The sequence below is a fragment of the Herbiconiux ginsengi genome, from assembly GCF_900107435.1.
Classification (GTDB): Bacteria; Actinomycetota; Actinomycetes; order Actinomycetales; family Microbacteriaceae; genus Herbiconiux; species Herbiconiux ginsengi.
In genome coordinates this window covers 17,987-41,521 of sequence record NZ_FNPZ01000004.1, presented here as the reverse complement: position 1 = coordinate 41,521, position 23,535 = coordinate 17,987, and the positions used below count along the sequence as shown (strand labels likewise).

Annotated in this window: 25 protein-coding genes; 12 read left to right on the top strand and 13 right to left on the bottom strand. The window is 65.0% G+C overall.

Annotated elements, in window-relative coordinates; genetic code table 11:
- Positions 1-11: 11 nt before the first annotated feature.
- From BLW00_RS16640 to BLW00_RS16620, 5 genes are all read left to right on the top strand, one after another.
- Positions 12-776, top strand: coding sequence for a COG4705 family protein (locus tag BLW00_RS16640; RefSeq protein WP_245741641.1), 765 nt, complete (start codon positions 12-14; stop codon positions 774-776).
- Positions 777-947: 171 nt separating this feature from the next.
- The gene (locus BLW00_RS16635; RefSeq protein ID WP_092556288.1) at positions 948-2,030 is read left to right on the top strand and encodes a heparan-alpha-glucosaminide N-acetyltransferase domain-containing protein; all 1,083 of its coding nucleotides are present in this window, start codon (positions 948-950) and stop codon (positions 2,028-2,030) included.
- 64 nt (positions 2,031-2,094) lie between these two features.
- Positions 2,095-2,532 carry a hypothetical protein gene (locus tag BLW00_RS16630; RefSeq protein WP_139256762.1) on the top strand — a complete coding sequence of 146 codons (438 nt, stop codon included), beginning with the start codon at positions 2,095-2,097 and terminating at the stop codon, positions 2,530-2,532.
- A 456-nt stretch (positions 2,533-2,988) separates the two neighbouring features.
- Complete coding sequence (locus BLW00_RS23045) at positions 2,989-3,414, top strand: hypothetical protein (RefSeq protein WP_139256761.1); 426 nt, start codon at positions 2,989-2,991, stop codon at positions 3,412-3,414.
- Between the two features lie 529 nt (positions 3,415-3,943).
- The gene (locus BLW00_RS16620) at positions 3,944-4,549 is read left to right on the top strand and encodes a DUF305 domain-containing protein (protein ID WP_092556283.1); all 606 of its coding nucleotides are present in this window, start codon (positions 3,944-3,946) and stop codon (positions 4,547-4,549) included.
- Positions 4,550-4,780: 231 nt separating this feature from the next.
- Here the strand turns inward: BLW00_RS16620 and BLW00_RS16615 are convergent, their stop codons facing one another.
- Positions 4,781-5,137: a putative quinol monooxygenase gene (locus BLW00_RS16615; RefSeq protein ID WP_092556281.1), complete on the bottom strand. Its 357-nt coding sequence runs from the start codon at positions 5,135-5,137 to the stop codon at positions 4,781-4,783.
- A gap of 173 nt (positions 5,138-5,310) precedes the next feature.
- Here BLW00_RS16615 and BLW00_RS16610 point away from each other — a divergent pair, with 173 nt between their 5' ends.
- A complete protein-coding gene (locus tag BLW00_RS16610; RefSeq protein ID WP_092556279.1) occupies positions 5,311-6,249 on the top strand; it encodes an AraC family transcriptional regulator in 939 nt (312 codons plus the stop codon).
- 455 nt (positions 6,250-6,704) lie between these two features.
- On the opposite strand, the gene BLW00_RS16605 is transcribed toward BLW00_RS16610, so the two are convergent.
- The 9 genes from BLW00_RS16605 to BLW00_RS16570 form a co-directional block, all read right to left on the bottom strand.
- Positions 6,705-6,905 carry a hypothetical protein gene (locus tag BLW00_RS16605; protein WP_092556277.1) on the bottom strand — a complete coding sequence of 67 codons (201 nt, stop codon included), beginning with the start codon at positions 6,903-6,905 and terminating at the stop codon, positions 6,705-6,707.
- An 8-nt stretch (positions 6,906-6,913) separates the two neighbouring features.
- On the bottom strand, positions 6,914-7,054 hold the full coding sequence (locus BLW00_RS23545; RefSeq protein ID WP_175494333.1) for a hypothetical protein: 141 nt from the start codon (positions 7,052-7,054) through the stop codon (positions 6,914-6,916).
- 293 nt (positions 7,055-7,347) lie between these two features.
- The gene (locus BLW00_RS16600; RefSeq protein WP_092556275.1) at positions 7,348-8,127 is read right to left on the bottom strand and encodes a M23 family metallopeptidase; all 780 of its coding nucleotides are present in this window, start codon (positions 8,125-8,127) and stop codon (positions 7,348-7,350) included.
- Entirely contained in the window at positions 8,127-9,098 is a 972-nt protein-coding gene (locus BLW00_RS16595; protein ID WP_092556273.1) for a MauE/DoxX family redox-associated membrane protein, read from the bottom strand. The genes BLW00_RS16600 and BLW00_RS16595 overlap by 1 nt, the downstream gene beginning before the upstream one ends.
- Positions 9,099-9,184: 86 nt before the next feature.
- Entirely contained in the window at positions 9,185-10,732 is a 1,548-nt protein-coding gene (locus BLW00_RS16590) for a hypothetical protein (RefSeq protein WP_092556271.1), read from the bottom strand.
- A 52-nt stretch (positions 10,733-10,784) separates the two neighbouring features.
- Positions 10,785-12,377, bottom strand: a complete 1,593-nt coding sequence (locus BLW00_RS16585) for a helix-turn-helix transcriptional regulator (RefSeq protein ID WP_092556269.1) — start codon at positions 12,375-12,377, stop codon at positions 10,785-10,787.
- A 172-nt stretch (positions 12,378-12,549) separates the two neighbouring features.
- Positions 12,550-13,554, bottom strand: a complete 1,005-nt coding sequence (locus tag BLW00_RS16580) for an AraC family transcriptional regulator (protein ID WP_092556268.1) — start codon at positions 13,552-13,554, stop codon at positions 12,550-12,552.
- A 214-nt stretch (positions 13,555-13,768) separates the two neighbouring features.
- Positions 13,769-14,041, bottom strand: coding sequence for a hypothetical protein (locus BLW00_RS16575; RefSeq protein ID WP_092556266.1), 273 nt, complete (start codon positions 14,039-14,041; stop codon positions 13,769-13,771).
- Positions 14,042-14,196: 155 nt separating this feature from the next.
- A complete protein-coding gene (locus tag BLW00_RS16570; protein WP_175494332.1) occupies positions 14,197-15,717 on the bottom strand; it encodes a helix-turn-helix transcriptional regulator in 1,521 nt (506 codons plus the stop codon).
- A gap of 320 nt (positions 15,718-16,037) precedes the next feature.
- Between BLW00_RS16570 and BLW00_RS16565 the strand changes: the two genes are divergently transcribed.
- The 6 genes from BLW00_RS16565 (at position 16,038) to BLW00_RS16550 (ending at position 19,027) form a co-directional block, all read left to right on the top strand.
- Positions 16,038-16,232, top strand: coding sequence for a twin-arginine translocase TatA/TatE family subunit (locus tag BLW00_RS16565; RefSeq protein ID WP_407650976.1), 195 nt, complete (start codon positions 16,038-16,040; stop codon positions 16,230-16,232).
- Between the two features lie 202 nt (positions 16,233-16,434).
- Positions 16,435-16,572 carry a hypothetical protein gene (locus tag BLW00_RS23540; RefSeq protein WP_175494331.1) on the top strand — a complete coding sequence of 46 codons (138 nt, stop codon included), beginning with the start codon at positions 16,435-16,437 and terminating at the stop codon, positions 16,570-16,572.
- A gap of 34 nt (positions 16,573-16,606) precedes the next feature.
- Complete coding sequence (locus BLW00_RS16560; RefSeq protein ID WP_092556262.1) at positions 16,607-17,233, top strand: YveK family protein; 627 nt, start codon at positions 16,607-16,609, stop codon at positions 17,231-17,233.
- Positions 17,234-17,309: 76 nt separating this feature from the next.
- Positions 17,310-17,744: a hypothetical protein gene (locus BLW00_RS16555; RefSeq protein ID WP_092556260.1), complete on the top strand. Its 435-nt coding sequence runs from the start codon at positions 17,310-17,312 to the stop codon at positions 17,742-17,744.
- On the top strand, positions 17,741-17,917 hold the full coding sequence (locus BLW00_RS23535) for a hypothetical protein (RefSeq protein WP_175494330.1): 177 nt from the start codon (positions 17,741-17,743) through the stop codon (positions 17,915-17,917). Before BLW00_RS16555 ends, BLW00_RS23535 begins: the two co-directional genes overlap by 4 nt.
- Before the next feature lie 702 nt (positions 17,918-18,619).
- Positions 18,620-19,027 carry a VanZ family protein gene (locus tag BLW00_RS16550; protein WP_092556258.1) on the top strand — a complete coding sequence of 136 codons (408 nt, stop codon included), beginning with the start codon at positions 18,620-18,622 and terminating at the stop codon, positions 19,025-19,027.
- A 59-nt stretch (positions 19,028-19,086) separates the two neighbouring features.
- On the opposite strand, the gene BLW00_RS16545 is transcribed toward BLW00_RS16550, so the two are convergent.
- The 3 genes from BLW00_RS16545 to BLW00_RS16535 form a co-directional block, all read right to left on the bottom strand.
- The gene (locus BLW00_RS16545; RefSeq protein WP_139256759.1) at positions 19,087-20,835 is read right to left on the bottom strand and encodes a hypothetical protein; all 1,749 of its coding nucleotides are present in this window, start codon (positions 20,833-20,835) and stop codon (positions 19,087-19,089) included.
- 78 nt (positions 20,836-20,913) lie between these two features.
- The gene (locus BLW00_RS23040) at positions 20,914-21,531 is read right to left on the bottom strand and encodes a hypothetical protein (protein WP_139256758.1); all 618 of its coding nucleotides are present in this window, start codon (positions 21,529-21,531) and stop codon (positions 20,914-20,916) included.
- A 144-nt stretch (positions 21,532-21,675) separates the two neighbouring features.
- Positions 21,676-23,535 (bottom strand): DUF4012 domain-containing protein, encoded by a 1,860-nt coding sequence (locus BLW00_RS16535; RefSeq protein ID WP_092556252.1) that lies wholly within the window; start codon positions 23,533-23,535, stop codon positions 21,676-21,678.

The following is a 23,535-nucleotide window of genomic DNA, read 5'->3' as shown; positions in this document are numbered from 1 at the left end:
AAGGAGGACGCGTGCGCCGACCGGTCGCCACTCTCGCGAACAAAGTTCCTGAGATCACCGCATTGTTCTGGGCGACCAAGATCCTCACCACGGGTATGGGCGAGACCACGTCCGATTTCATCGTGACGACGATCGACCCGGTGGTGGGGGTCGCCCTCACGTTCGCGGCTCTCCTGATCGCGTTCGCTCTGCAGTTCCGCACCCGGCAGTACGTTCCGTGGGTCTACTGGCTGACCGTGGTGATGGTGAGCGTGTTCGGCACGATGGCCGCCGATGTGGCGCACGTGCAGTTCGGCATCCCCTACGCCGTCTCCACCGGAGCCTTCGCGGCAGCCTTGGCCATCGTGTTCGGCGCCTGGTATCTGAGTGAGCGCACGCTGTCGATCCATCGCATCGACACGAGGCGCCGGGAGATCTTCTACTGGGCCACCGTGCTCACGAGCTTCGCGCTCGGCACCGCGGCCGGCGATCTGACGGCCACCGTTCTCGGTCTGGGATACTTCACGTCCGGGTTGCTGTTCACCGCTGCGATCGCCGTGCCCGCGCTCGGATATCGCTACTTCCGCTTGAACGGGGTGGTGGCGTTCTGGATCGCTTACGTGCTGACTCGGCCGGTGGGGGCATCGTTCGCCGACTGGCTGGGAGTGGGCCCCGAGCGCGGCGGCGTCGGCATCGGCACGGGAGTGGTGAGTCTGGTGCTCGCCGTCGCGATTGCTCTCTGCGTGGTCGTCGTGAGTCGCAGCCCGGTCGGTCGGCAGGCAGAGCGGAGCAGGTGAGACGTCCTCCTGACGGGCGATTGAATCCAGAGCTCATAGGCGCAGTCCTCAATTCAGGACATCACCGCGCATGGCCGTAGTCTGGTGAGCATCCGCAGATCTACAATCGACGATCGACGAGACGTGGCCGATTCGAACGTGCCGCCTTCAGCTCTATGGAGACAGACGCTCATGAAGGTATTCAACGACCATCGCATCGCAGCGATCGACATCGCCCGCGGCTACGCGGTTCTCACCATGTTCATCGCCCACGCCCAGCCCGACCAGGCCAGCGGATGGGCCCACCTCCTGACCATCGCCAGCGGCGGGGAACGGCCGCGCACCCTCTTCGCCATCACCGGCGGGCTGGCACTCGGGCTGTTCGTCGCCTCCGGGTTGCGGCGGGGTGGTGACATCGGCGAGCTACGCCGCACGATCGCCATCCGCGGCGTTTTCCTGATCGCCCTCGGTCTGTTCCTGCAGACCATGTCGTCGGGCGTGTCCATCGTGCTCGACACCTGGGGGCTGCTCTTCCTCATCGCCCTGCCGTTCCTCCTGGTGCGCAACACCGCTTTGCTGGTGAGCGCGACCGTTCTCCTCGTCGTCGGCACCGCGGTGAAGCTCTGGGTGGGCACCTCACTCAACCTGACGCTCGCTGTGCACACCGAGTTTCTGCAGCTCCTCGACTGGTTCACGACGGGCAGCTATCCGGTGCTGATCTGGCTCGCATTCCTGGGCTTCGGCTACGCGATCTCGCGGCTCGACCTCTCGCGTCGCCGCACGCAGCTCCTGCTGCTCCTCGGGGGCGTCGTTCTGTTCTCGGCCGTGGTCGACGCGGTGCTCACCACCTCCCTCCCGGGCGCCCCCGGCACCTTCCTGGGCGACTTGCTCGAGCACGTGAGCGCCATCGGCTTCGCGGTAGCCCTGATCGCGGCCCTGCTCCTCGTGACGAGCGGGATGGGCGTCGTCGCGCGGGTCGCCGGGCTCGTCCTCTTCCCTCTCCGAGCCGTCGGGTCGATGCCTCTCACCATCTACACCGGCCACGTGCTCGCGCTCACCGTTTGGCGTGGCTTCGGAGCCCCGGGCGCCGAGAGCTGGCTGCCCTTCCTCACCCTCACGCTCTGCAGCCTGGTGTTCGCCACGCTCTGGCGGCTCTTCCTCGGGCGGGGTCCGCTCGAGCGCCTGATCGGCGTGATCTCCCTGCCATCGCAGTCGCGCACCCAGCAGCTGCCCGGCAGCCTGCAGGGCGCCGAAAAAGTCGATCGAACCCGCTGACGCCACCATCCACCGGAGCCGCCATGACGTTGAGCAAGAAGTACTCCCGAGAAGGAGGATGCTCGTGACGGTGCTGGCCGGGTACGGTCGAGCCGGCCGGTGGGCCGTCCCAGCCGCGTTGTTCGTATCCGCGGCGATCGCGTTCTGGGTCACCCCTCAGGTCGATGAGTTCACATCCGTTCGACTCGGTTTCGGCATCACCGTGAGCCAGGGCTTCCTCATGCGGGCCATCGCCCTCCTCCAGGTCATCGCAGGCATCTGGGTCGCGATCCGGCCACGGTTCGATGCGATCATCGCCACGTTCATTGCTGCGGGTGCCGGCCTCGACATGCTTCGCCGGCTCCAGCACCCCGCCCTCATCGACATCGGCGCCATCACGATCGATGCCCGGATCGTGATCGTCATCCTCGAACTCACCGCACTCGTCTTCGCGGCCGCCCTGGCCCTCAGCCGAACGGCGACCCTCTGGGCGCGACGACAGCACAACCAGCGCATCAAATAGCTGGCCAGCCGACGAAGTGGAGATGATCCAGCACGCCACTATCAAGCGCCCAGACCTCGAGGGGTTGAATATCCCAGTCGCGAACTGAGTCTGAGCATTTCGGGTCGTCGTCACGGGGTGGTGGTGTCTGGGAATGGTGGGTGTGTGGCGACAGGAATGAGTTCGGGGTGGGCTGCTTCCAACACGAGACGGCCAGCACGCACTCGTCCAATTTCATAGCGGATCTAGGGCCCACCCGCCGCGAGAGCATGGGGGAATCAGGGTTTCGCGGGTTAGTGCTGTTCGGGTATCTGCCTGCACCAGACACCGCCAATGCGGGCGAGGAGTGTGTGATCATCGTGGTCGGCCCGGCCGCAAGCGACCCAGACACCCAGCGCCCACCTTTCCGCCGACCCAACGAGCTCCGTCGACGCCAGCTCTAGTGGGTTTGCATCACCGTCCTGATCGACAAGCTGCATGACCGAGAAACCCGCGTTGATGAAAGCGCGAGCGGCGGCAAATCAATTCCCCTTCTACTCGGCAACCGCGAATGGGGCGGTTTCCGGCGGGTCCCGGAACGGCACGAACCACGAACTGAAGTCGAGATTCACCGCACTCGAACAGGATGCCCTCGAGACGACGCCTCGTGAAATCGTCCACGTCCTCGTCGATCAGCTCTTCAACATGAAGACCAGCGATGCCGGCACACTCCGCCGCATCCCGCCGGAACTGCTCGACCTGTCCCTCGTGCGTTCCAATTCTCGTTCCCGAGCCGGCGTCGGATTGGTGATCTTGCCGACCTGTGGATGGTCGTCGACACACATCACGAGCCGGAGAGCTTTGTCGACGCTCGCGCGCACCCGATCAGCTGTAGCTGATACTCCCAGGGGGTATGTGGGGTAATCGCGTTACTGTTGGATCGGGAAGGAGTTGCAGCGTGACATCACATTCATCGCCGACAGTTCACATTCCGCGTTCCTCGGCTTGGCGAGCGGTCATGCTTGGCCTGGTGGCAGCGATCTTTGGCGGATTGCTCGCCATGCACAGTATGAGCGCCGACCACGGCCTCGACTCGTCGATGATCGGAATGGGTCACGAGAACCAGGTGGTCGCCAGTTCTGCCACGGCACAGTCTGACCAAGCAGGGCTCCACATCTCGCCATCGATGGCAATGCTCGCCTGCATCCTTGCCTTGCTGACCGCGGACGCCATCGCCGCCGCCTCACCCCCGTCCCCGGTTCGCCCGCTCGACTTACCTGAGACACGACTTCTTGTCCATCTCCGCTCTCCGGGGTGGGGCTTTTCCCTGCCGCCTCCGTCTCTCGTCGTTCTCTCCATAAGTCGAACGTGATCGGCACTCAGGATCGCGCCGCTCTGGTGCGCGATCCCTGAGGACAGCGAAGAACCGATCCGATCACGAGAAGAGAGAACAATGAAGATTCGCACCATCATGCTTGCCTCCGGCGCAGCCGTCGCGGTTGCCATGCTCGCGGGATGCACCACCACGACGACCATGCCTGGAATGGGGCACGAAGCGACACCCGCACCGACGAGAACCATTTCTACGACCGATGCCACCTACAACATGGCCGACGTGATGTTCGTCGAGATGATGATCCCCCATCATGAACAAGCCATCGAAATGTCCGACTTGGTCCTCGGAAAGAATGGCGTCGACCCTGCGATCACCGCGCTCGCACAGAAGATCAAAGACGCCCAGCAGCCCGAGATCAACGAGATGAGAGGCTGGCTCGATGCATGGGGAGTCGGAGATCAGAACGGGATGACGGATGGGATGGGACACGGATCAGGCATGATGTCCGATGACGACATGACGGCGCTCGATTCCGCCGACGACGCCGACGCCGGTCGCATCTTCCTTGACCAGATGATCCAACACCACGAAGGCGCCATCGATATGGCTCAATCCGAGGTCGCTGACGGCCAGGACCCTGACGTGTTGAAGCTCGCGCAGAACATCATCGCCAGCCAGACCGCAGAAATAGAAGCCATGAAGGTGCTGCTGAACGTCAACTGATCTACCGGCGCCGCCTCCGGCCACTGCTGTCTAGCATTGGCCGGAGGCGGCCGACAGGCGATGTCGCGCCTCCATTGGATCAGCCACTGGGCTTACTCAACCAGGTCTCTCACGATCGAACGTCTGCGGACGTCCGCGTCTTCTGCTCACCACGCGTGACGGAGGTTTCGAATGAACACATCTGTCTGGTCGAGTCGTCGGCGCCCAGCTCCTCATCGGAGACGTCGAGTTTCAGTCGCTGAGGGGCCAGAGCCATTCGGCTTCGAGGTCGCCGTCGACGAGGTCGGCGATCTTGCCGAAGTAGTCCTGCATGTGGGGCTGCTGCACGTGGCGCGCGATGTCGGGCCCCGACGACCAACGCTCGTAAAATGCGAACGCGCCAGGCTGCTCCTTCGGGGCGTGCACCCAGTACTGCTCATAGCCCTGCTCGGCGCGAACCGTCGGAATGATCGCCCGGATCGCCGCTTCCAGCTCCTCGGCCTTGCCGGCCTTGGCGCGGGCGAAGCCGTAGACGGCCACCGGCGTAGTGGAGGCGAGGACGTCGGCGGGCATCAGGCCGTCGGGGACGGTGTCTTCGGTCGTGCTCATGATGGCTTCTTCTTTCGTGTCTTCTCAGCCGAAGGCGTGCGCCTCGGACGACATCAACGCTAGAAGCGCTCGATGGCACGCTCAATGCCCGAAGGCGCCAGGAACATATCCGATAAGACCACTGAGCGCCGAGTCCTGGTCATTCCAGCTCGTGCGCCCATAAGATTCGATGCATGGATGTCCTCTCCGATGTGCTCGACGTCTCCGGCGTCCGAGGCAGTGCTGGCGCGCGGATCGCAGCAGCCGGCGACTGGGGCATCGAATGGGTCCGCGACCGGGACGCGGTCGTCTACGCCGTCACCGCAGGCATCGCCTACCTGACCGTCGAGGGCGACGCACCGCGGCTCCTGATGTCCGGCGACGTCGTGCTCCTCGCTACCGGCGCCGCTCATGCCCTGTCGAGCGCACCGGGTGTCGATATCCACTCGTGCGACATGGCGGCCGCCGACGAGGCCCGCCGTCACGGCGACGTCCTGCGTCTGGGCGAGGGCGATATTCAGACCCTGATCCTGGGCGCCTCGTATTCCCACGACCCGGCCGGATCCACGCCCGTGTTCGCTCTCCTCCCGCCCGTGATCCACTTCCGGGCGCAGCAGCTCGACGCCAATCTCACCGACATCGTCCGACTCCTCGGGAGAGAGCTCACCCGCCCCGGACTCGCCACCCATCTAGTCGTGGACCGGCTCGTCGACGTCCTCCTCGTCGAGTTCTTGCGCACCTGGCTCGCCGCCTCTCCGGAGGCCGATGCCTCGTGGTGGGGAGTCCTTCGCGACCCGCTCCTGCTGCAGGCCGTCACCCGGATCCACGAAGCCCCGGGCCACCCGTGGACGACCGAAGCTCTGGCCCGCGAGGTCGCGACATCCAAGCAGACCCTCGTCCGCCGCTTCACGACATTTGCCGGAACCACGCCTGGAGAGTACCTGACTCGCTGGCGGATGAATCTCGCGGCCCATCGGCTCCGCGACACCGACGACACTCTCGAGGCCATCGCCGCCGACATCGGATACACCTCCGTCTACGCCTTCAGCCGCGCTTTCCACCGCGAACGATCCCTCCCGCCCGGGCGATACCGCACGACCGCGCGCGCCAAGAGCCCGGTCACTTCGGGATGACCGTCTAATCCGAGTGGAGGATGTTGGGACGTCTTGTTCACCGATCTCATCACGGAGCGGATTCCCATCCGCCTCGAAACGACTGATGGAGCCTGCACAGTCCAGCGTTTTCCGGTGCGGTCTCTGCTGTTCCGGATGAGATCGGCGAGGGTGGTATCGATCGCGGTATCACCCTCTGCCCGGTGGGCCCTACCCGCGATGAAGAGAGAGGGAACGAGCACGCGGGGGTAGGCGGTTGCAGTCGCGATGAGCGGAACCGCGAGCCGGCGGGCGGCATCGAGCCGCCCTGTGTATGCGAGCCATCGCGCTTCGATCGCGCTGGCGAGCTGGCGAGCTGGCGAGCTGGCGAGCTGGCGCAGTAGCGATCCGGCCGGGATGGCCGGGAGGTCGGCAACGAATGCTTCGAGTTCGGCGAGCTGCGCACGGGCACCTCCTCTGAGCATTTCGGGTCGTTCTCACCAGGTGGTGGTGTCGGGAAATGGCGGGTGCGTGGCGCCAGGAAAGAGTTCGGGGTGGGCTGCTTCCAGCACGACCCAGGCGGCATCGAGTTGCGCTGTGGCGGCACGGTGAGCCCGAATCGAGTGGATCAGCACACCCACCAAGATGAAGAAGCTCACAGCAAGCGCGATCGCGATGAGCACGTTGACGATCTGCATGTGGTCCTTCAGGGTTGAAGAGCGAGCGCGATGACTGTCAGGCCGCCCGCCGCGATCGCGCAGGCTCCGAGGAGCACACTGTTCACCACGACTGTTTGGCGGCGGCGGGCACGGTATTCGGCTTCGGAGCCGACCGGAGCCTTGTTCATCCTGAGTCCTTCTTCTACGGGCAGCAGAGGCGTCACCTCTACCGAGGCGGTGGCCGCTCACCTTGGGGTGTGAGCGGCCACCAGGCCGGGTACCCGAATCCCGGCCTCACCCGGGAACGTTGGGGCGTTCACCGGGATCACCCGAACGAGAATTGGGGTTCCACGTTCGGGCCGTCATCGGAAAGAAGCCGCCGCACCCGCCCACCGGGCGAGAACAGGTGCTTCTCAACAGAAGAGACCACCGCTCCTGAGAATCGTGACGCGAGAAATCACAACTTCACCCAGGCCGGTCCTCACCACTGGTCGGCACCCACGGCGGGGGGCACGTTGTGGGCCTGCAGCCACGGGATCGGGTCGATCGGGATGTCTCCGAGGTGGATCTCGAGGTGGGTGTGGGGGCCGGTCGAGGTGCCGGTGTTACCGGACAACCCGATCTGCTGCCCGACATACACCGTCTGCCCTTCGGTGACGACCGGAGAACCCTGCCGCATGTGCCCGTACCAGCTGCTCACCGATTGCCCATCGATCACGTGATCGATCACCACGAACACCCCGAGACCACCCTGATCGGTTCGCTGCACCCGCGACACAACCCCCGCCGCGACAGCGTTGATCGGGGTGCCATCGCCCGGCACGAAATCGACCCCCTTATGGTTCGTGCTCCCGATACCACCCGGTGAGGCCCGCGGCCCGAACCCGTCACTGATCGGCACCCCCACCGGGAACGGCCACTGCACCGCACTATCCGGATAGTTGATGAACGTCGGCGCGGTGCGATACCCGACGAGCGCCGCGAACTGCGCCAACCGTTCCGCCCGCGCCGCATCCGCATCGGCCGGCGACTCCGGCTTGACGCTGACGGTGTAGTCGTCACGGGTGACCACCGGCCCCTGGATCGCAGCGGTCGTCAGCTGCTGCGACGCCGGCTCACTGTCGGTCTGGGCGCTCGGCGCACCAGTCACCGTGCCCTGGAACGGGAGGGCGGGTAGCGAAATGCCAGCGATCAGCAGGGCAGTGAGGACCAGCGTGACCGACGCCCGGGCCGGGAGTGCATGCCGCCGGTCGGCCCGCATCACGGCACAGCTCTTCCGCCGGAACCGGACTGCGCGAAGGTCGCGTGATCGGCGAGGAGGCGTGTCACGGCTGCCGCCCCCGCAACAGGAGCGCCCAGCACACCGTTGAGACCCACGGTCACCGCGGCGGGCGTCCGGTGGATGCCCAGGGCGGCACGGGTCGACTGCACCGCGTAGAGAGCGAGCGGCGCCAACTCTGGGCGGGCGGCTTCGAAGACAGCCCTGGCTCCGGACACCGCGATCCGCACGTCCGAGTCATCCAGAAGGCTGGTCGCGAGCTGGTCGAGGATGGTCTCACAACTCGCGCAGCCGGGCTGGACGAACACCAGCACATGAGGTCGCCGCACGGCGAGATCCCGCACCCGGACGACCCGCCCGTCGGCGGTCACGACTTCCGAATCAGCGGCGTTCCCCTGGGCGGGGGTCGGGCCCGCCGGTTCGGTGCGCGGTGATGACGTCGCAGCGGCCATGAAGAGCGCCGTCAGCACCATCCCCGCGAGAAGAGCGAGTGCCCACAGCGCTCCGGATGCCGTGACGCCGGACACGACGACCGGCACCCCCGGGAAACCACCGACACCCACCACGACGGTCGCGACCGCGATCAGCAACAGTGCCGCGTTCCGCACCGCGAGCAGAGGAGTGATGCGGGTGCGACCCCACCTGCCGAAGCACCCGCAATCGAAATCGTCACCCCGGAGCAGCGCACGCACCACGACGAAACAGAACCCACCCGTCAACACCACAGCCCCGACACCACCGACCACGAAAATCGGTGGGCCACCGAGCAGCAGCACCAGCGCGACCACGACCTCCGCGACCGGCACCAGGACGGCAGCGACCGGAACCACCACCCCCGGGAACCCGAACCGTCGAAGGGTCTCCCGGGTGTCGGCGACATCACGGAACTTCGCAACACCGGCGACGAGCAACGGAACCGCGGTCAACAGCGGAAACACGGCGAAAGCACCCATCAGCCCTCCTTACTGCGAGAACCCTCGCTGCCCCGCCGAACGGCGGGAAACAGCGAGGGCCCTGCGGTCTTCGTGGGACGGTCGAATCAGCAGAGCGGGTTGCCCGCGACCAGCGTCACGGCGCCTGTCTCGGAGCGAGAGATGAACTCGAGGTTCGACTGCCCCGTTCGGGATGCCGTCCACGCCGTCCAGGCGCCGTTCTGGAAGGAAGAGTTGTAGGCGCGGCCGTCGGAGCCGAGCACAGCGATGGACGGGACACCACCGACCGTGGTTCCTTCCATGTCGACGATGGTTGCGCCGTTCGGCAGCGGCGGGGTGGTCGGGCCGGCACCGAAGAGGCTGACCCGGTTGCTGCTTCCCAGGAACACGTTGGTGCCGGTGCTCTTGGACTGCGCGATGTGCTGAATCGAACCGCTCAGCGACGATGTCGCGGCCGTCCAGTTGGTCCACGTTCCGGTCGTCGAGTTGTAGGAGGCCGTGTAGGCCTGGCCGTTGGAACCGGTAACGGCAACACCGTACACACCGCTGGCGTTCACGTTGGTGGTGACGTCCTGGATCGTCGCACCACCCGGCAGCACCGGGGACGCTGCGCCGCCACCGACAGGGGCGACCCTGTTCGAGCTCGAGACGACCGCCCCGTTACCCGTTTCGCTGACCGCGATATGGGTCGCACCGGCCAACGCAGTGGGCGCCCAGCCCGACCAGGCACCGCTGACGAATCTGTTCGAGTACGCCCGCCCGTCTGAACCGAGCACCACCGCCACAGCGACGGGCCCGGCGGCGGTGTAGCTCTCAAGCTCCTGGATGGTCGCACCACCCGGCAGCGGTGTCGACGTCGTACCGGCACCGAACAGACTTATCTGGGTATCGCTTGCTAGAACGTTCGTCAATCCCTGATTGGAGATCGCGACATTCGTGATCGATCCAGCGAGCGAGGACACACTCTTCGACCAGGCAGACCAGGTGGACGCACCATTGGCCAGCGAGGAGACGTAGGCATTGCCATCAGACCCCCGAATGATCGTGTAAACGCCTGAACTGGTGGTGTTCGTCTCCATTTCCTCGATGAGAACGCCAGCCGGCAAGGAGGGGAGGAAGCTGCCGCCGAAGGTGGAGATAACGCCACGGTCGGCGCCGACGCTGGTAACCACGGTGGTCGCGGTCGCGGTGCCGCTCTGAGCGACGAGAGCGAAGTCACCGTTCTGGTTCGGCGCCTTCAACCCGGTGAGGACCACGTTGCCGCTGGCATCCGCGGTCATCACTCGCGGCCCGGTCGTCCCGTCGGACCAGGTGATCCCGGCAGGAAGGGTGACCGTGACGAGGGCGCCAGCGGCGGGGGCGCCGCCCTGGGCCGCGTGGATCGTGATGTCATCCAGAGGTCCACAAGCGACGGCGGAGTACGGGCCGTTGACGAAGGTGAGAGTCAGCTCCGAGGTGGAGGCGGCTGCGAGTGGGGTGGCGACGGCCAGGGCGATCACGGGCACGGTCCAGGCCGCGCCAGCCAGAACGGTGCGGCGGCTCGGCCCACCCTTACCAGGGCCTTTGACGCCGGGGGCGGTGGGGACACCGCCGAGGTCGGTCGGGATGGTCCAGTCGGGGGCGTTCTCGGGGACTCGTTTGATTTCGTCGCTCACGGGGTTGTCCTTCGGCTCGGTAACAGGTATTGCTCCCGATGATGGCGATCCCCTACTGGTGTCGAGAAGGCCGAAGCCTGTTTTGGAGCGGTTCCCGTGTTGTACCGGTTTCGTTTTTCGGCACAGGGCGGGTGAAGGGCGGGTAGCCGTGCGCGTGGGCGAGAGTGGTGAGTTCGGTGCGGGTGTGGACGCCGAGCTTCCGGTAGACGTTCTTCAAGAGTGTTTTGACGGTGTTCGGGCTGATGAACATCGCGTCTGCGATCTGGGTCACGGTCGCGCCTGCTGCCGCGTGGGTGACGGTTTCATGCTCTCGGGGAGTGAGGGCCACGAATGGGCTGCCGGTGACGCCGGAGGCGGGGGCGTGCCGGATCGGGTCGGCGGCGGCCGGGTCGAGAGCACCTTCGGCAATCATGTCATCGATGACATTGCGCATGTTGGTGGTGATGCTGCCGAAGAGGCCGTAGGCGGGGGCGAGGTTCAATGCGTCGATGATGTACTCGTTGCCGGTCGTGGTGTCGCCGTCGGCGCGGTAGGCCATGCCGGCGATGAACAGAGCCGGCACGAGCACCCGCGGGTACGCTGTCGCGGCCCCGATCAGAGGGACGACGAACTTTCGCGCGGCGGCGAACTGGTGGTTGTGGGCGAGCCAGCGGGCTTCGATCACGGCGGCGAGCTGGGTGAGCAGTGACCCGGCCGGGGTGAGGCGGTCGTCGTGGAGGGCGTTGTGGGCGTTGGCGGATTGACCCAAGACGGTGAAGAGGGTGTGCCTGGTGAGGCCGAGTAGGGCCGCATTGCCGCCGGTCGCGGCTTGCTGTTCGGGGATCTCAGCGATGAAGGCTTCCAGCTCAGCGAGCTGGGTGCGGGCGCCGCCGCGATAGACGGCGACGACTCCGCGGACGAATTGGTACGGCGCCCAATGCTCGGCGGATTGGCGGATATCGACCTGGTCGATCAGGTGCTCCGCGGTCTCGGGCTGCAGTGCATCGATGGCGAGGATGGCGCGGGTGAACTGTGCGGGTGCGGGCGTGCGGTGGCGCCACCAGTCGTCGGGGGTGGACGGGGGTATGCGATCGAGCCATTGCCGGGCGGCGCGGGTGCGGCCGGCGAGCACGTGGATCCATGAGGCGCTGGCGGCGGACATGGCCTGCATCCTGGTGTGTTCGGTCGCGGTGGCGTAGTCGAAGCTGCTGGTGTATTCGGTCAATGCGGCGTGGTACTGCCCGGCGAGTTCACGGGTGAGACCCCACTGGTATCGCAATTCGGGGAGTGCCCGAGCGACATCCTGGAGCTCCTGATGCCGCAGGCCCGCCAGAACCTCTTTGGCAGTGTCCACCATGGCGACCGCGTCGGTGAACCGGCCGGCAGCCCGGAGCGCGACGGATTGCGCGGTGAGTTCGGCGCACCGGTCCAGCGGAGTGCGAAGCATGTCGCTGCTCACCGCCTCCCGGAACACGAGCGGACGCCCCTGGGCGGAAAGGGTGCGAGCGACGTACTCGCGGGCCACTTTCAGCCGCGGATTCTCCGCCAGCACCGCAGCCGGCAGCGCAGAGAGGGCATCGAGGAGCTCGGCCGGGTGCCGGTTCATGTAGTGAGGCCAGTTAGCGCCCAGAAGAACCAGCACCGCCTGCCAGTCTTCGCCCAGCACAGCGTGAGTCAGGGTCTCGAGCGGGGAGCTCCCTCTGCCGTGGCGCGGCCAGGAGCGCGCCGAATCAGCTGTCATCAGATACCCCCATGGTCACCGCTTGGCGCGAAACCACACGGTGACCGATCGCACCCTCGTGATCCCCCAGAGTGGGGTCGTGCGGTCAAGGGCGAGATTAGCCCGAGAGCTCCCGGCCTTCCAAATCGGTTTCATCCAACAGGCCAGTGAGATCGATGATAGTTGCCCCTGTCGGGTGGGGTTTCGTGTTCTTCCTCTCGGTGATCGTCTCCCGCATTCTCCGGGCGCTCGGGAACCCGGCTAGCCGGGCCACCCGCTCGACGTCCGCGCCGGCAGGCTCGGCCAGGAGGGTCAGCGCCGTGCGCACCCGCGCTTCCCGTATCTCTCTCAACGGGCTGGTGCCGGCTCGGGCGAACACCCGTCGCAGATACGCCGGTGATACCTGGAGTTCGGCCGCAAGGCCGGTGACCCGGAAATCCGCGTCAGTGCTGTCACGTTCGATGACGGCCTTGGCCCGGGCGAACAGCGCCGCCTCACCCCGCCGCAGGTTCGCCGGCATGTCCGGGTCGGTCGACGAAGCGGTCGCCGATGTCGGGCTGCTGGCGATCGCGGCGATCAGGTGCCCGGCAGCGACCTCCACGTGCGCGAATCCCGGACCGGTCGGGTCGACCGGTGGCGCGGACAGTGCGGCATTGATCGTCGCCAGCAACACCCGGATATACGGGCTCTCCGAGAGGAGCCGAGCGTCTCCGCCGGGAACGAGACCGGCAGTGCGACGCAATCGAATCTCCACCCGGGCCACGGGGCTGTCCGAGGACAGCTCATACGCCACACCGTCTGGGATCAGCGCCATCGATCCGACCGGCATGGGCGACTGAGCATCCGGAAGCGTGATGTGCGCGTCGCCCTCGACCTGGATCAGGACGGTCAGCCCGTCGCCGGTTCCGGCAGAAGTGGCTCGGGTCAGAGATGTCGAGGTGTGCCAGATCCGCGCGAGTTCCAAGCCTCCACCGCGTGCCGTGTCAGCGAACACCCGGAACGGATAAGAGCCCTCGACGACGGTGCCGCGCTGAGCGAACCAGTCATACGCTGGAGAATCCTGCAACGCAACCCCACGCTGCACCTGTGCCGCCGGGTCGATGGTTCGGCGGCGGAGAGTCATCAGGCGGTGCCATCCTTCCAGGGCTACTCGTTCCCCAGCGCATCCGCCAGGAGCCCCAAACGGCTAACCCCACTCTGCACACTGCACAGTTCACCCTTGCGCGCACCCGAAATCACCCGATGGAGGCACAAAGATCACCCGGCCCACGGCCGGGGCGCGGAAAACGAAACCATCGTCGACGGATTCCGACCCAGAATGAGCGACCCTGCCGAAATCATGCAACTGGTTCAGAGAGTGTGGAGTGGGCCACCACGACCAGGAGCGACAGACTCGACGGCTCGTCGACGGTGTTCGTGATGATCTTCACGGTCGCCACGAGCGAGGGAGTGACGACGACGCTGCGAAGCGTGTGGCTGGAATCCACGAAGTCGAGGAAACCGCCATCAGCAGCCATCACTGCCGAGATGCCTTCGCGAAGCTTCACGAGGTCCTGCGCGCTGGAGAGATCCCACGTTGCGTCACCGATGATGAGCCGTATCTGCTCCATCGCCAACCTCCCCGCGGAGGCGCCCCTCGGAGCCGCCACTTTAGGGAATTTTACTAGGAAATCAAGCTACTTAGCGCCTTCGTAACCCTTCTTGACGTCCTTCTGCGGCCCGCCCTCAGACTTCTCCGGCGGGTGCTCACATCCGGTCTGCTCGGTCAGCGATTGACGTGGTGGAGTGCTTCGAACAGTTCGGCGCGGCTCTTGACCCCGAGCTTGCGGTAACTGGCCCGCAACTGTGTTTTCACCGTGTTCGGGCTGACGTGTAAGAACGCCGCGATCTGGGTGGCCGATTCTCCGGTCGCGGCACGTTCGGCGACCTCTCGTTCCCGAGCGGAGAGCAACGCCAGCCCTGCCGGACGTGCGTCTTCGGCATCGACGTGAGTCAGCGCCTTGGCAACGGCGCTTGTGCTCGGCAGCAACTCGGCGACGCGGGAACGGACGCTGGCAGACGCAAGGGCCAGTATGCCGAAGCTTGCGTGTGCGCGGGCCAGCTCCGCAGCTTCCTCCAGTTGCGGATTGCTTTCATCGCCGCTGGCGGCCAACGCTCCGATCAGCACCCGAGGCCGGGACCCATCGGTGCGAAGAAGCGGCGCAGCGAGACGGCGGGCGTCTTTCATCTTCCCCGCGGATTGGAGCCGGAGAGCACGCAGAATGGCGCCGTACTGGCGAAGCAGTGACGCTTTCGCGGTCGGCCTGTCACCGGCGAAAGCAGTCTCTTCGCCGATCGGACGGCGAAGGGCGAGGTTCAAGATGATCCGCGTCAATGCGAGATACTCGCCGTTGGATCCGGACTCGCGGCGGTCCACGGGTATCGTCTCGAGATGCGAATCCAGTTCGCTCATCACCACCCGCACGCGGGCAGGTTGCGTCTCCGTCGCGGCGCGGAGCAAGAAATACGGAGCCCACCGCTCCGCCGCACTACCCGGAGTGATCTGCTCCATCGCGCGGGCTGCGCCGACAAAGTCGAGGCTGTCCAGCCGGATCATCGCATCCGCCAAGAGTGCGGGGATCGCGGCAGCGGTGGACCACCAACCGGCGACCGAATCGTCCGGGACGCGCCCACGCCACGCGGTGGCGAGGGCATTCCGGCCGTGCAGTGCATGGAGAAAGGCGATCGCACCGGCGGCGCTGGACTCGATCATCCAGTGATCGGTCGATACCGCCCAGTCGTAGGCGCCGTTGTACTCCGCCATCGCCCCATCGAAATCACCAGCAAGCTCCAGAGCGAGCCCCCACTGAAAATGGAACTCCGGCAACGCTGCGGCCAGCAACGGCTCCGTCTCGGTGGGCTGTTGCTTCAGGAATGTCTGGGCGCCGGCCACGAGCCGCGCTGCCTCTGCCGAACGTCCGGACTCCCTGGCACCGGCCACCTGCGCCGTCCACGCGGCAAGCTGATTGACGGCATCCAGATGGTCCGGCAATGTGACCGAGTTGCGGTAGGAGGTCGAGTATCCCTCGCCCTTCACGTTGCGGCCGATGTACTCCATCGCCAGGCGAAGCTTCGGCTGTTGATCGATCACCGCATCCGGCATCCGCTCCAGCGCATCCAACAACACCGCAGGATGCGAGTGAAACAACTCGTTCCACGACTGATCGAACACAGCAAAGACCAGAACCCAGTCATCCGCGGCGACCGCTGAAGCGAGTTTCTCCGCAATCGACCTCGAACCACTCACGCCAGCCAAACCTCCATAACGCCTTCCATGCCCCGAGCCGTCTCGGAAGGGAACCAGCAACCGGACGGAGTTCCAGAATGGTTCACGGTCCAGATGACCATTCTCTTGCATCCTTCGAAGCAGCTCAGACAAGCCATCACGCCCATCCCGGCCGAAAACGAAACCTCTGCCAGACTGTTTCCGCTCCAAAATCAGCCGCACCCCACAAGGCGGGTAATGGGACCTCTAGGGTGTGGCTGGAGCCCGGCTCACGGGGCTCAATCAGCGCCACTCCCCCCGGCCGCCACTTGCGTGTCTGGGGGCCGCCCATTTCTGGAGACATGATGCTCGGTAACCTCAACGGCTGGCACCTGGTGATCCTCCTCGCCGTGATCCTCCTGCTTTTCGGCGCCACCCGGCTCCCTGCCCTGAGCAAATCCATGGCCCAATCGATGCGGATCTTCAAGAACGAATCGCGCGCCGACACCGCTGACACTCCGGACAGCGACCCGGCATCAGCCCCGCCCCTTCGATAACCGCCGGCCGCATGACCCGGTTCCGCGGCAGGACCCCCATCCACTCCGGAACCGACACCCGGCTGGGTCAGCCGGGCAGGGACCGGGCTCGGGTACCCCGGTCCCGGTGGTGGCCGCCCCATCCCCAAGTGGGCGGCCACCACGCAACACAAGACGTAGAACCATGACTCGAACCCGAACACTCTCGCCCGAGGTACCCGAAATGACAACGAATACCGCTCCCCACGAACGCCGGACACCCAACCCCCGGTTTCTCGTCGCAGTCAAGGTCACGACGTTGGTCGTGTCCGCCATCGCCGCGGTGACGCTGACGATCATCGCGTTCGCCGTACAGCCCTAAACGAAACACACTCCCCACGCCCGAAAGGCAGAAGATGACCACGACGGACGCCGCAGCAACCCCCGAGCGGAGCAGGCCCAAGCGGCGGCGCGTGAACTCCACCGCGATCATCGTGGCCCTCACCCTGCTGGGTGCCATCGCCAACGGAGTCTTAGCGATCGTGGCGGAGAGCCAACACCACACCGCGGAGACCATCAGCTATCTCACACTCACCCCGGAGAACAGCTCATCGGACGCATCCACCGCAGCGGTGGAGAAAGCCGCGATCTCGGTGTCGGAGAACACGTTCCTCACCGCGGCCCGATCGGACGCCGCCGCGGAGGAAGTCGCGAAGAGTCTGAACACGTCAGCCACCGCCGGCGACCTCGCCGGCAGGATGACGCTTGTCACCGACGGCACGACCCCGATCCTGACCGTCCGCACCACCGGCGGGAACTTCGAGGGCGCAGCCGCCGAGGCCAACGCCTGGACCGCGGTGATCGCCGAGCATGTGCCCGAGAACCTCGACCCGAAATACACACTCGTGACACTCCGCTCCGCCGCGCCTGGCCCGGACGGACCATTCACTTTGCTCGCCGTGCTGCCTGGCGCGATCATCGGGCTTGTCCTCGGCATCCTGATCGTCGTGCTGATCAGGAGACGGCGCCGCCGAAGCGCATGAGAAGCCCGGAAGCGGGCATCGAGCAGGACCTGATCGCCGCTGCGCGAACGGGTGACCACACAAGCCGAGGAGGGTGATGGCTGACCTGCACGACTGGCTGCCGCGCGGCACGGCGATGACGACCATGTCGTTCCGTGCACGCCGGATTCCCTGGCCGGTCCCCTGGCGGAGCAAGCTCGCAACCGTGCTGTGGCTGGATATCAACGACACCTGGGTGTACGCCGGAATCCGTCACAACGGCCGCGCTCAAACACAGCTGTGGCAACTTGGGCGCGCCACCATCAGCATCAATGTTCCCGACCGAACCCTCACCATCTCACACGACCGCGACCAGCAAACCCATAGCCTGCACCGCCTTCCCCGCCGGGAACTAGCGGACCTCATCGTCGTCCTCGCGGCGCTCAACTCAGCCCTGCACCCAGACACTACCGACGGAACCGACCCGACTCCCTCAGACCGATCTTCCCCCACCGATGCCACAGCCGCGTCACCTCAGGAACCAGCATCATGACCGACCTCATGCCCGCACGACCCAAATCCAGAGCTCAGCTCGTTACCAGCGCGATCGTCTCGATCATCCTCGTCCTCGGAGCCTGCACCGCCTGGACCGCTGCCGTCATCACGCACGAACAACAAACCATCGCCACCCATCGCCAACAGGCTCCCCTCAAAGAGGCGTCATAGTTCGAGACGCTTCTCGTCTCTTTCACTGCAGGAGAGACCAGCCGTGGCCGGTGGATCCCGGACACCCACCACCCACGACTCTCACGTTCACGGCCGGCCCACGCCCCCGATTGCGCGCCTCCCTGTCAGCCGCCGACCCCGAGGGCGTCATCGCGGCCACCCGTTCGGTGCTGGGTGAGGTCGACTAGGCCGGCCCTCTATTCCGTCCAGTCCTGCGATTGAATCCAGAGCTCATCGGCGCAGTCCTCCGAGCACGCACGGGCGTTGTAGACCATGTCTTCACGCCGCACCCGGATGCCGCAATTCCGGCACCGGCGAAGGCGGGAAGTGAACCGCACGGTCGGATGTGGCATCACGCGACGTTTTCGTTCTGTCATACCTGAATTATACTCAATGTTGTTACAGGTAACCAGAGGAATCCTCGCCGTGTTCGTGCCATCATGACCTCGTGCCAAACCTGCCCAAGACTCCTATCAGGGGATTCCGGATACCCTCGGACCTCTACCACGCTGCGATGGCGAAAGCCGAGAGCGAGGGGCGCACCCTCACCGACGTAGTGCGCGAGGCCCTTCAGCGCTACATCGAGGTGGAGTGAGGAGATTGTGTTGGGTTGAGCACCCACGCAGCGGCGCCTCGATAGGATCGAGGTCAGCCCGAGGAGGCATCCTGTACAGATCCCCGAAAGTACGGCGAATCGCGACCGTGCTCCTGGTGTTGTACGGATTCGCCGTGCTCTTTGTGGTGGCGTGGCCGACACCGGTCGACGAGAGCTCGCGCGGCTTGATCTTTCGCGTGCTCGGTGCGCTGCATCGTCGTGGGCTCCCCGAGTTCGTGAACTACAACGTCGTCGAATTCTGCGCCAACATCGCGATGTTCATCCCGCTGGGCCTGCTGGTTGCCCTGTTGTTCGGCCCGCGGTGGTGGTGGGCGGCCTTCTTCGTCTGCGCCGCGCTCTCGGTCTCGATCGAGTTCTACCAGTACCTGCTATTGCCCGACCGCTACGCCACAGTCCGTGACGTCGTCGCGAACTCGACCGGCGGCGCTATCGGAATGCTCGCCGCCGTGATCGCGATCGCCTGGCTCCGCCGCCCCACGCCGATCAGCAGGTGAGCCGGAGCCACGACGTACCTCTCTGCTCGGCACAGCATCCGAGGGAAACGGCATGGATTCTAGATCGACCCGGAACCGACGGGTGTCAGCGCATAGTCCACTTGGAACGCGGTGGCAGCCTGGGATGCAGCCGGTGGGTTTGCGGCGCGTATCGTCCAGGCGCTCTTGTCAGCCTGAACTGCCGCATAGAGTCCGAGTGCCGCGGTGGCCGCTGTCTTGGGTGTCAGCTGGATCGTGAAGTCCCGTCCGTCGTTGTGGTACCGGGTGACGGTCACCATGATCCCCGCCGTCGGCGACGCATTCGTGCCGAAGAACACGCGCCCGGAGACGTCATCTGATCGCGTATTCATCGACGCTGCGTTGACGCCCGCGCTGCCGTTCGCCGCGATAGTAGGAGCGCCGACGATCTCGACCCCGGCGTTGACGATGCCGAGCCTGTTGTTCGGGTCGTACAGGTCGGTGTGGAGGTCACGGTAGCTGTACTTACCGTAGGCCGTCTGCACCGAGAACACCCGAGTGGTGATGCGTGTGATCCGGGTGCCGATCACCATGAAGTCGCCACCGGCTACGAGGTCGAAGGCAACCGGAGTCGGCAGGGCGGTGACAGGATTACCGGCGCCATCCTCGTCGATGGTGGCATCAGATCCGTTGATCGACCCACCGATGAAGCGGATACCGCCGTTTCCGTAGCTGCGAAGCGTCGTCGTATTGGGGTCGGTAGTGACCCCGCGGACTTGATGCCGGACAATCCGGCCTGGACCGCCGTAGATCATCGCTCCGTAGAACTCGATGCCGCGCACCTGGCCGATCGCGACTAGCGGGTCGTCGTTGGCATGGTCGAGGTAGGACGATTCGATATGAAGCCCGTAGAAGCGAATCCACTCGGCCCAGTACTCCTGGGTCGTGCCGTATGCGATGTCGAGCGCCCGGTTCCTCGATCGTTCGATCGTGAGGTCGTAGAAGTCGACGGTGTTGGTCTCGTTCGAGCCCAGGTTGGGCGTCGTGGCGGTGCGGCTCCTCGACCAGATCTTCACAGCCGCCTCGGTCGTCGAGCCGCAGTTGTCAACCCGGATCTTTGTGAACCGAGGGTTGTTGGCTCGCTGGACGTCGATGCCGATGCCGTCGACGTAGATGATCCTGACATCGTCGAGGATGCTCTCGAAACCCTGCATGATGATTCCCGGCCCGGTGCCATACGTCGGTGTCGGGGCGCCCTGAATCGCGCCGTTCACGTAGATTCTGCGCAGCCCCGATGCGGGCCCGACGACCGTTATCATTGGCGCGGTGCCGTCAGAGCCGGTGGGACGCACGATGGACGAGGATGAGCCCTGACCAGCGTTCGTGGTGCCGAAGCGGGAGCCTGATCCGACCCCCTCGAGCACGGTGAAGCGCGTTACGACGAGGTTCTCGGCTCGAAAGTTGCCCGGTGGCACGAACACCGTGCCGCCATAGTTGTAGCAGGTGTCGATTGCGGCCTGGAAGGCGAGCGTGTCATCGCCGCCCGAACCGACCACGTAACCCGGTGACACGGCGTTACCGAAGTCGCGCACGTTGAAAACCTGCTCACCCTGCCCAACGGGCTTGCTGCCACTGCGACTTTTCACCGAGTCAGGTATTTGCGTAGCCGGTACCTTCGCCCCGCCATCGAGAGTCGCAACGCCGGAAGCTGCGCCCTTCTCCGTCGTCGGTATGTACTCGACGTCTGCGTGCGCCGGCTCAGCGACCAGCGCGACGCCTGCGACAGCGAGGCCGCCCCCGATCAGCAGATTGCGTCGCGTACGTGTGGACGATTCCCCCGAACTTCCCATGCTCGCCAGCCTATGGCTGCGAACGACACCTCAACAACTGCACAACAGCACGAAGCACTCAGCAACCGGATCGACCGCTTACGGCACGAACTTCATGACAAATTGCGGGCTGGTCCCAATGAATTCAAAGTTCGGGAACTCCGCGTATGGGTCGCCTAGCAAGACGCTAAGAGTACAGTTCTCGCTGTACCCGCCCCCCTCGATGAAGCCCGTAATTCTCACGGCCACGAAGTCCACTCCGTCCTCGGCCAGCCCCGCGGTGTTCTCGTACAGGCGTGACTCAAACACCGACCGGTCAACGAACGTAGGATTCGAGAGCGGGTATGTCGTGCCGGCAATCTCGAGTGTCGTTTCGGAGGGCATCACGCCCATTCCGTACACAGGCCCCCCGTATTGGACAGCGAGCAGGTAATTGTCCAACGCCACCCCGCCCGTGTTCGTGATTTGGATCAGCATCGAGTTTCCTTGATTCGGGTCACTCGATGCCTCGAACGGTGTCGGGCTGATGAGAGTGATCGTCACCGACGCATTGGTCGACGCCGCAGCCGCCGGCACCCCAATCACCTGCCGCACCGCGGGCGCAGCCCACGCCCGGACATCAGCAGATCCGATCGCGGTGGCTACAGCGGCTGTTGCCGCAAGCCCCCCAGCAACTGAGAGCGCGGCACGACGACTGACCTCATTCTCTTCCCCCATGACCGAGACTCTAGCGCAACCCAACACCTGTGGCGAAGCTCACCAATGGAAATCCCGACACGAGCAGATGGGTGCGGCTCCTGGACAACTACGGACGTCCTTCTGCTTCGCCTAGCCGTCTCGGTCCGAGGCATGATCCACGTATCAGCAGGTGAACTGCAACTCCGACATTTCGGGGTTGGAGAGCATCGGACCCACGAGCGTCTCGATCTGCTTCTCCGGCAGGCCGCTCACGTCGATGTCAATGGTCGCCGTCTGCGTCGCGCCGGGAGCAGCCTGAATGACGCCGCGCGCGACAGGATATTCACGGTCGGCGCCGACCAGTGAATCTTGCTGGCTCGTGCTGCCGGTGATATCGATGACTTTCGACCCCACTGGCGCGTACACGTACGTGAAGACGCGCAGATCTCCCACAGGCACCCCGAATCCGTTACCACTGTTGCCGCTCACGTAGATCGAGAGTCCATCGACGGCCGCTGGGTCCAGCGCATTGGTCGCAGAGATCTGTACGCGCAGGCGGCGAGAGCCGTCAGCGCACTGTTGCTGTCCCACGGCTACCGACGTGCGGAGGAAGTAGTCCATCTTCGAGCCTTGGTAATCGCTCAAATAGACGCCGACCTGGTGAGCCGAGTCAGTCTCCTGAGGCATCCGCCCCGTCAGCCCGGCCTCGCCCAAGAGATCCTGGATCGTTGGTTCCGTACTGGATGCGACGATCCTCCGCTCCTCCCCGGCCTTCTGCACTGCTTCAATGAACTTGGGGACGTCCACGTTCCCGTTCATAATCGCCCCGAAGGTCGCTCCTGCGATTCCCGTGAAATAGGCGTCCTGAAGGCCGGGCGAATCACCGTTCGGTGGGCCGTTGAATTGCTGGTACACGCCGTTCATCAACACGTCCACAGCGTTGTCGGCGGACAGGGTCGACCCATCGGGGAGCGCCACCGGACCGGTAGCCGCGAGCACATACGACAGAGCGAACGGGTCGATGAAGATCACTGTGTCTGCGGTCACGCCTCGCTGGTTCTGCCACATCGATCGCGTAAGGTCAGCGGCGACATCGACTCGAGGAGTCAGTGTGTTGTTTTGGCTTTGGACTCCGAAGGGCACCAAGAAGAGGTCGCGCGCCTCGCGCGGAACGTGGCTGTTCGCGAACTCTTCGGATTCGAATGCGAAATCGCGTCCTGATGTCTGCTGCGCAATGCTGATCTTTCCTTGATCGGCCGTAACGAGGATCTGCGCGCCCGCGATTCCGCCTAACGGACGAGCCTCGGCCGAGTTCTCGAATACGAGCAGATAGTTCTTCGGCCCATCGGCCCCAAGCAGTCCTGGCAGCACGGGGGCCAACGACTTCGCCGTGGCCAGCGCCGGCTCGATCTCCCCCACCAGACCGTTGATCTCGGTCACGGCACTCTTCACGGGGCCTATGAGAGATGTGGTGTCTATCGCTCCAACGTTCTCCTTAGCGCTCGTCAGCACAGTGCTCGACTGCTCCAGCACTGGCAACACCGATTCGATCGCGGCCAGGTTCACGGCACCGTCAACTGGCTTGAAGACGGCCGGCGACAATGTGTCGCCCAACCCCACTGCGGGCACCACTGCCTGGTCAACCACATCGGACACGGTGTTTGCAACGGTCCGCACCGCGGTGAGGTTCGGTCCTACTACAGGCACGTTCTCAGCGAACATCCACAGCGGGTCGGATGCCGCTTCGCGTGCCTTGTCGGCGTGCTCCGCCAGGGCGTCGGCATCACCCTGTGCACTCGACGCCTGTCCGGCGAGCACCTTGTCTTTCACCGACGACAGCAGCGGCCTCGCGGCCTCGAGCTCGTCCTTGACGGTGAACGCCTTCATCCCCACCCAGGCCGCACCGGCACCGACGACAACCAAGAGAAGGAAGACTCCACCGACGATCCACGGCCACCGACGGCGTCGAGCGCGCTTCTGCGGCTTCTCGCTCGCGGCGGCTTCGTTCTTCAAGGATCGGCGGGTCGGCATCTCGTCGGTCAC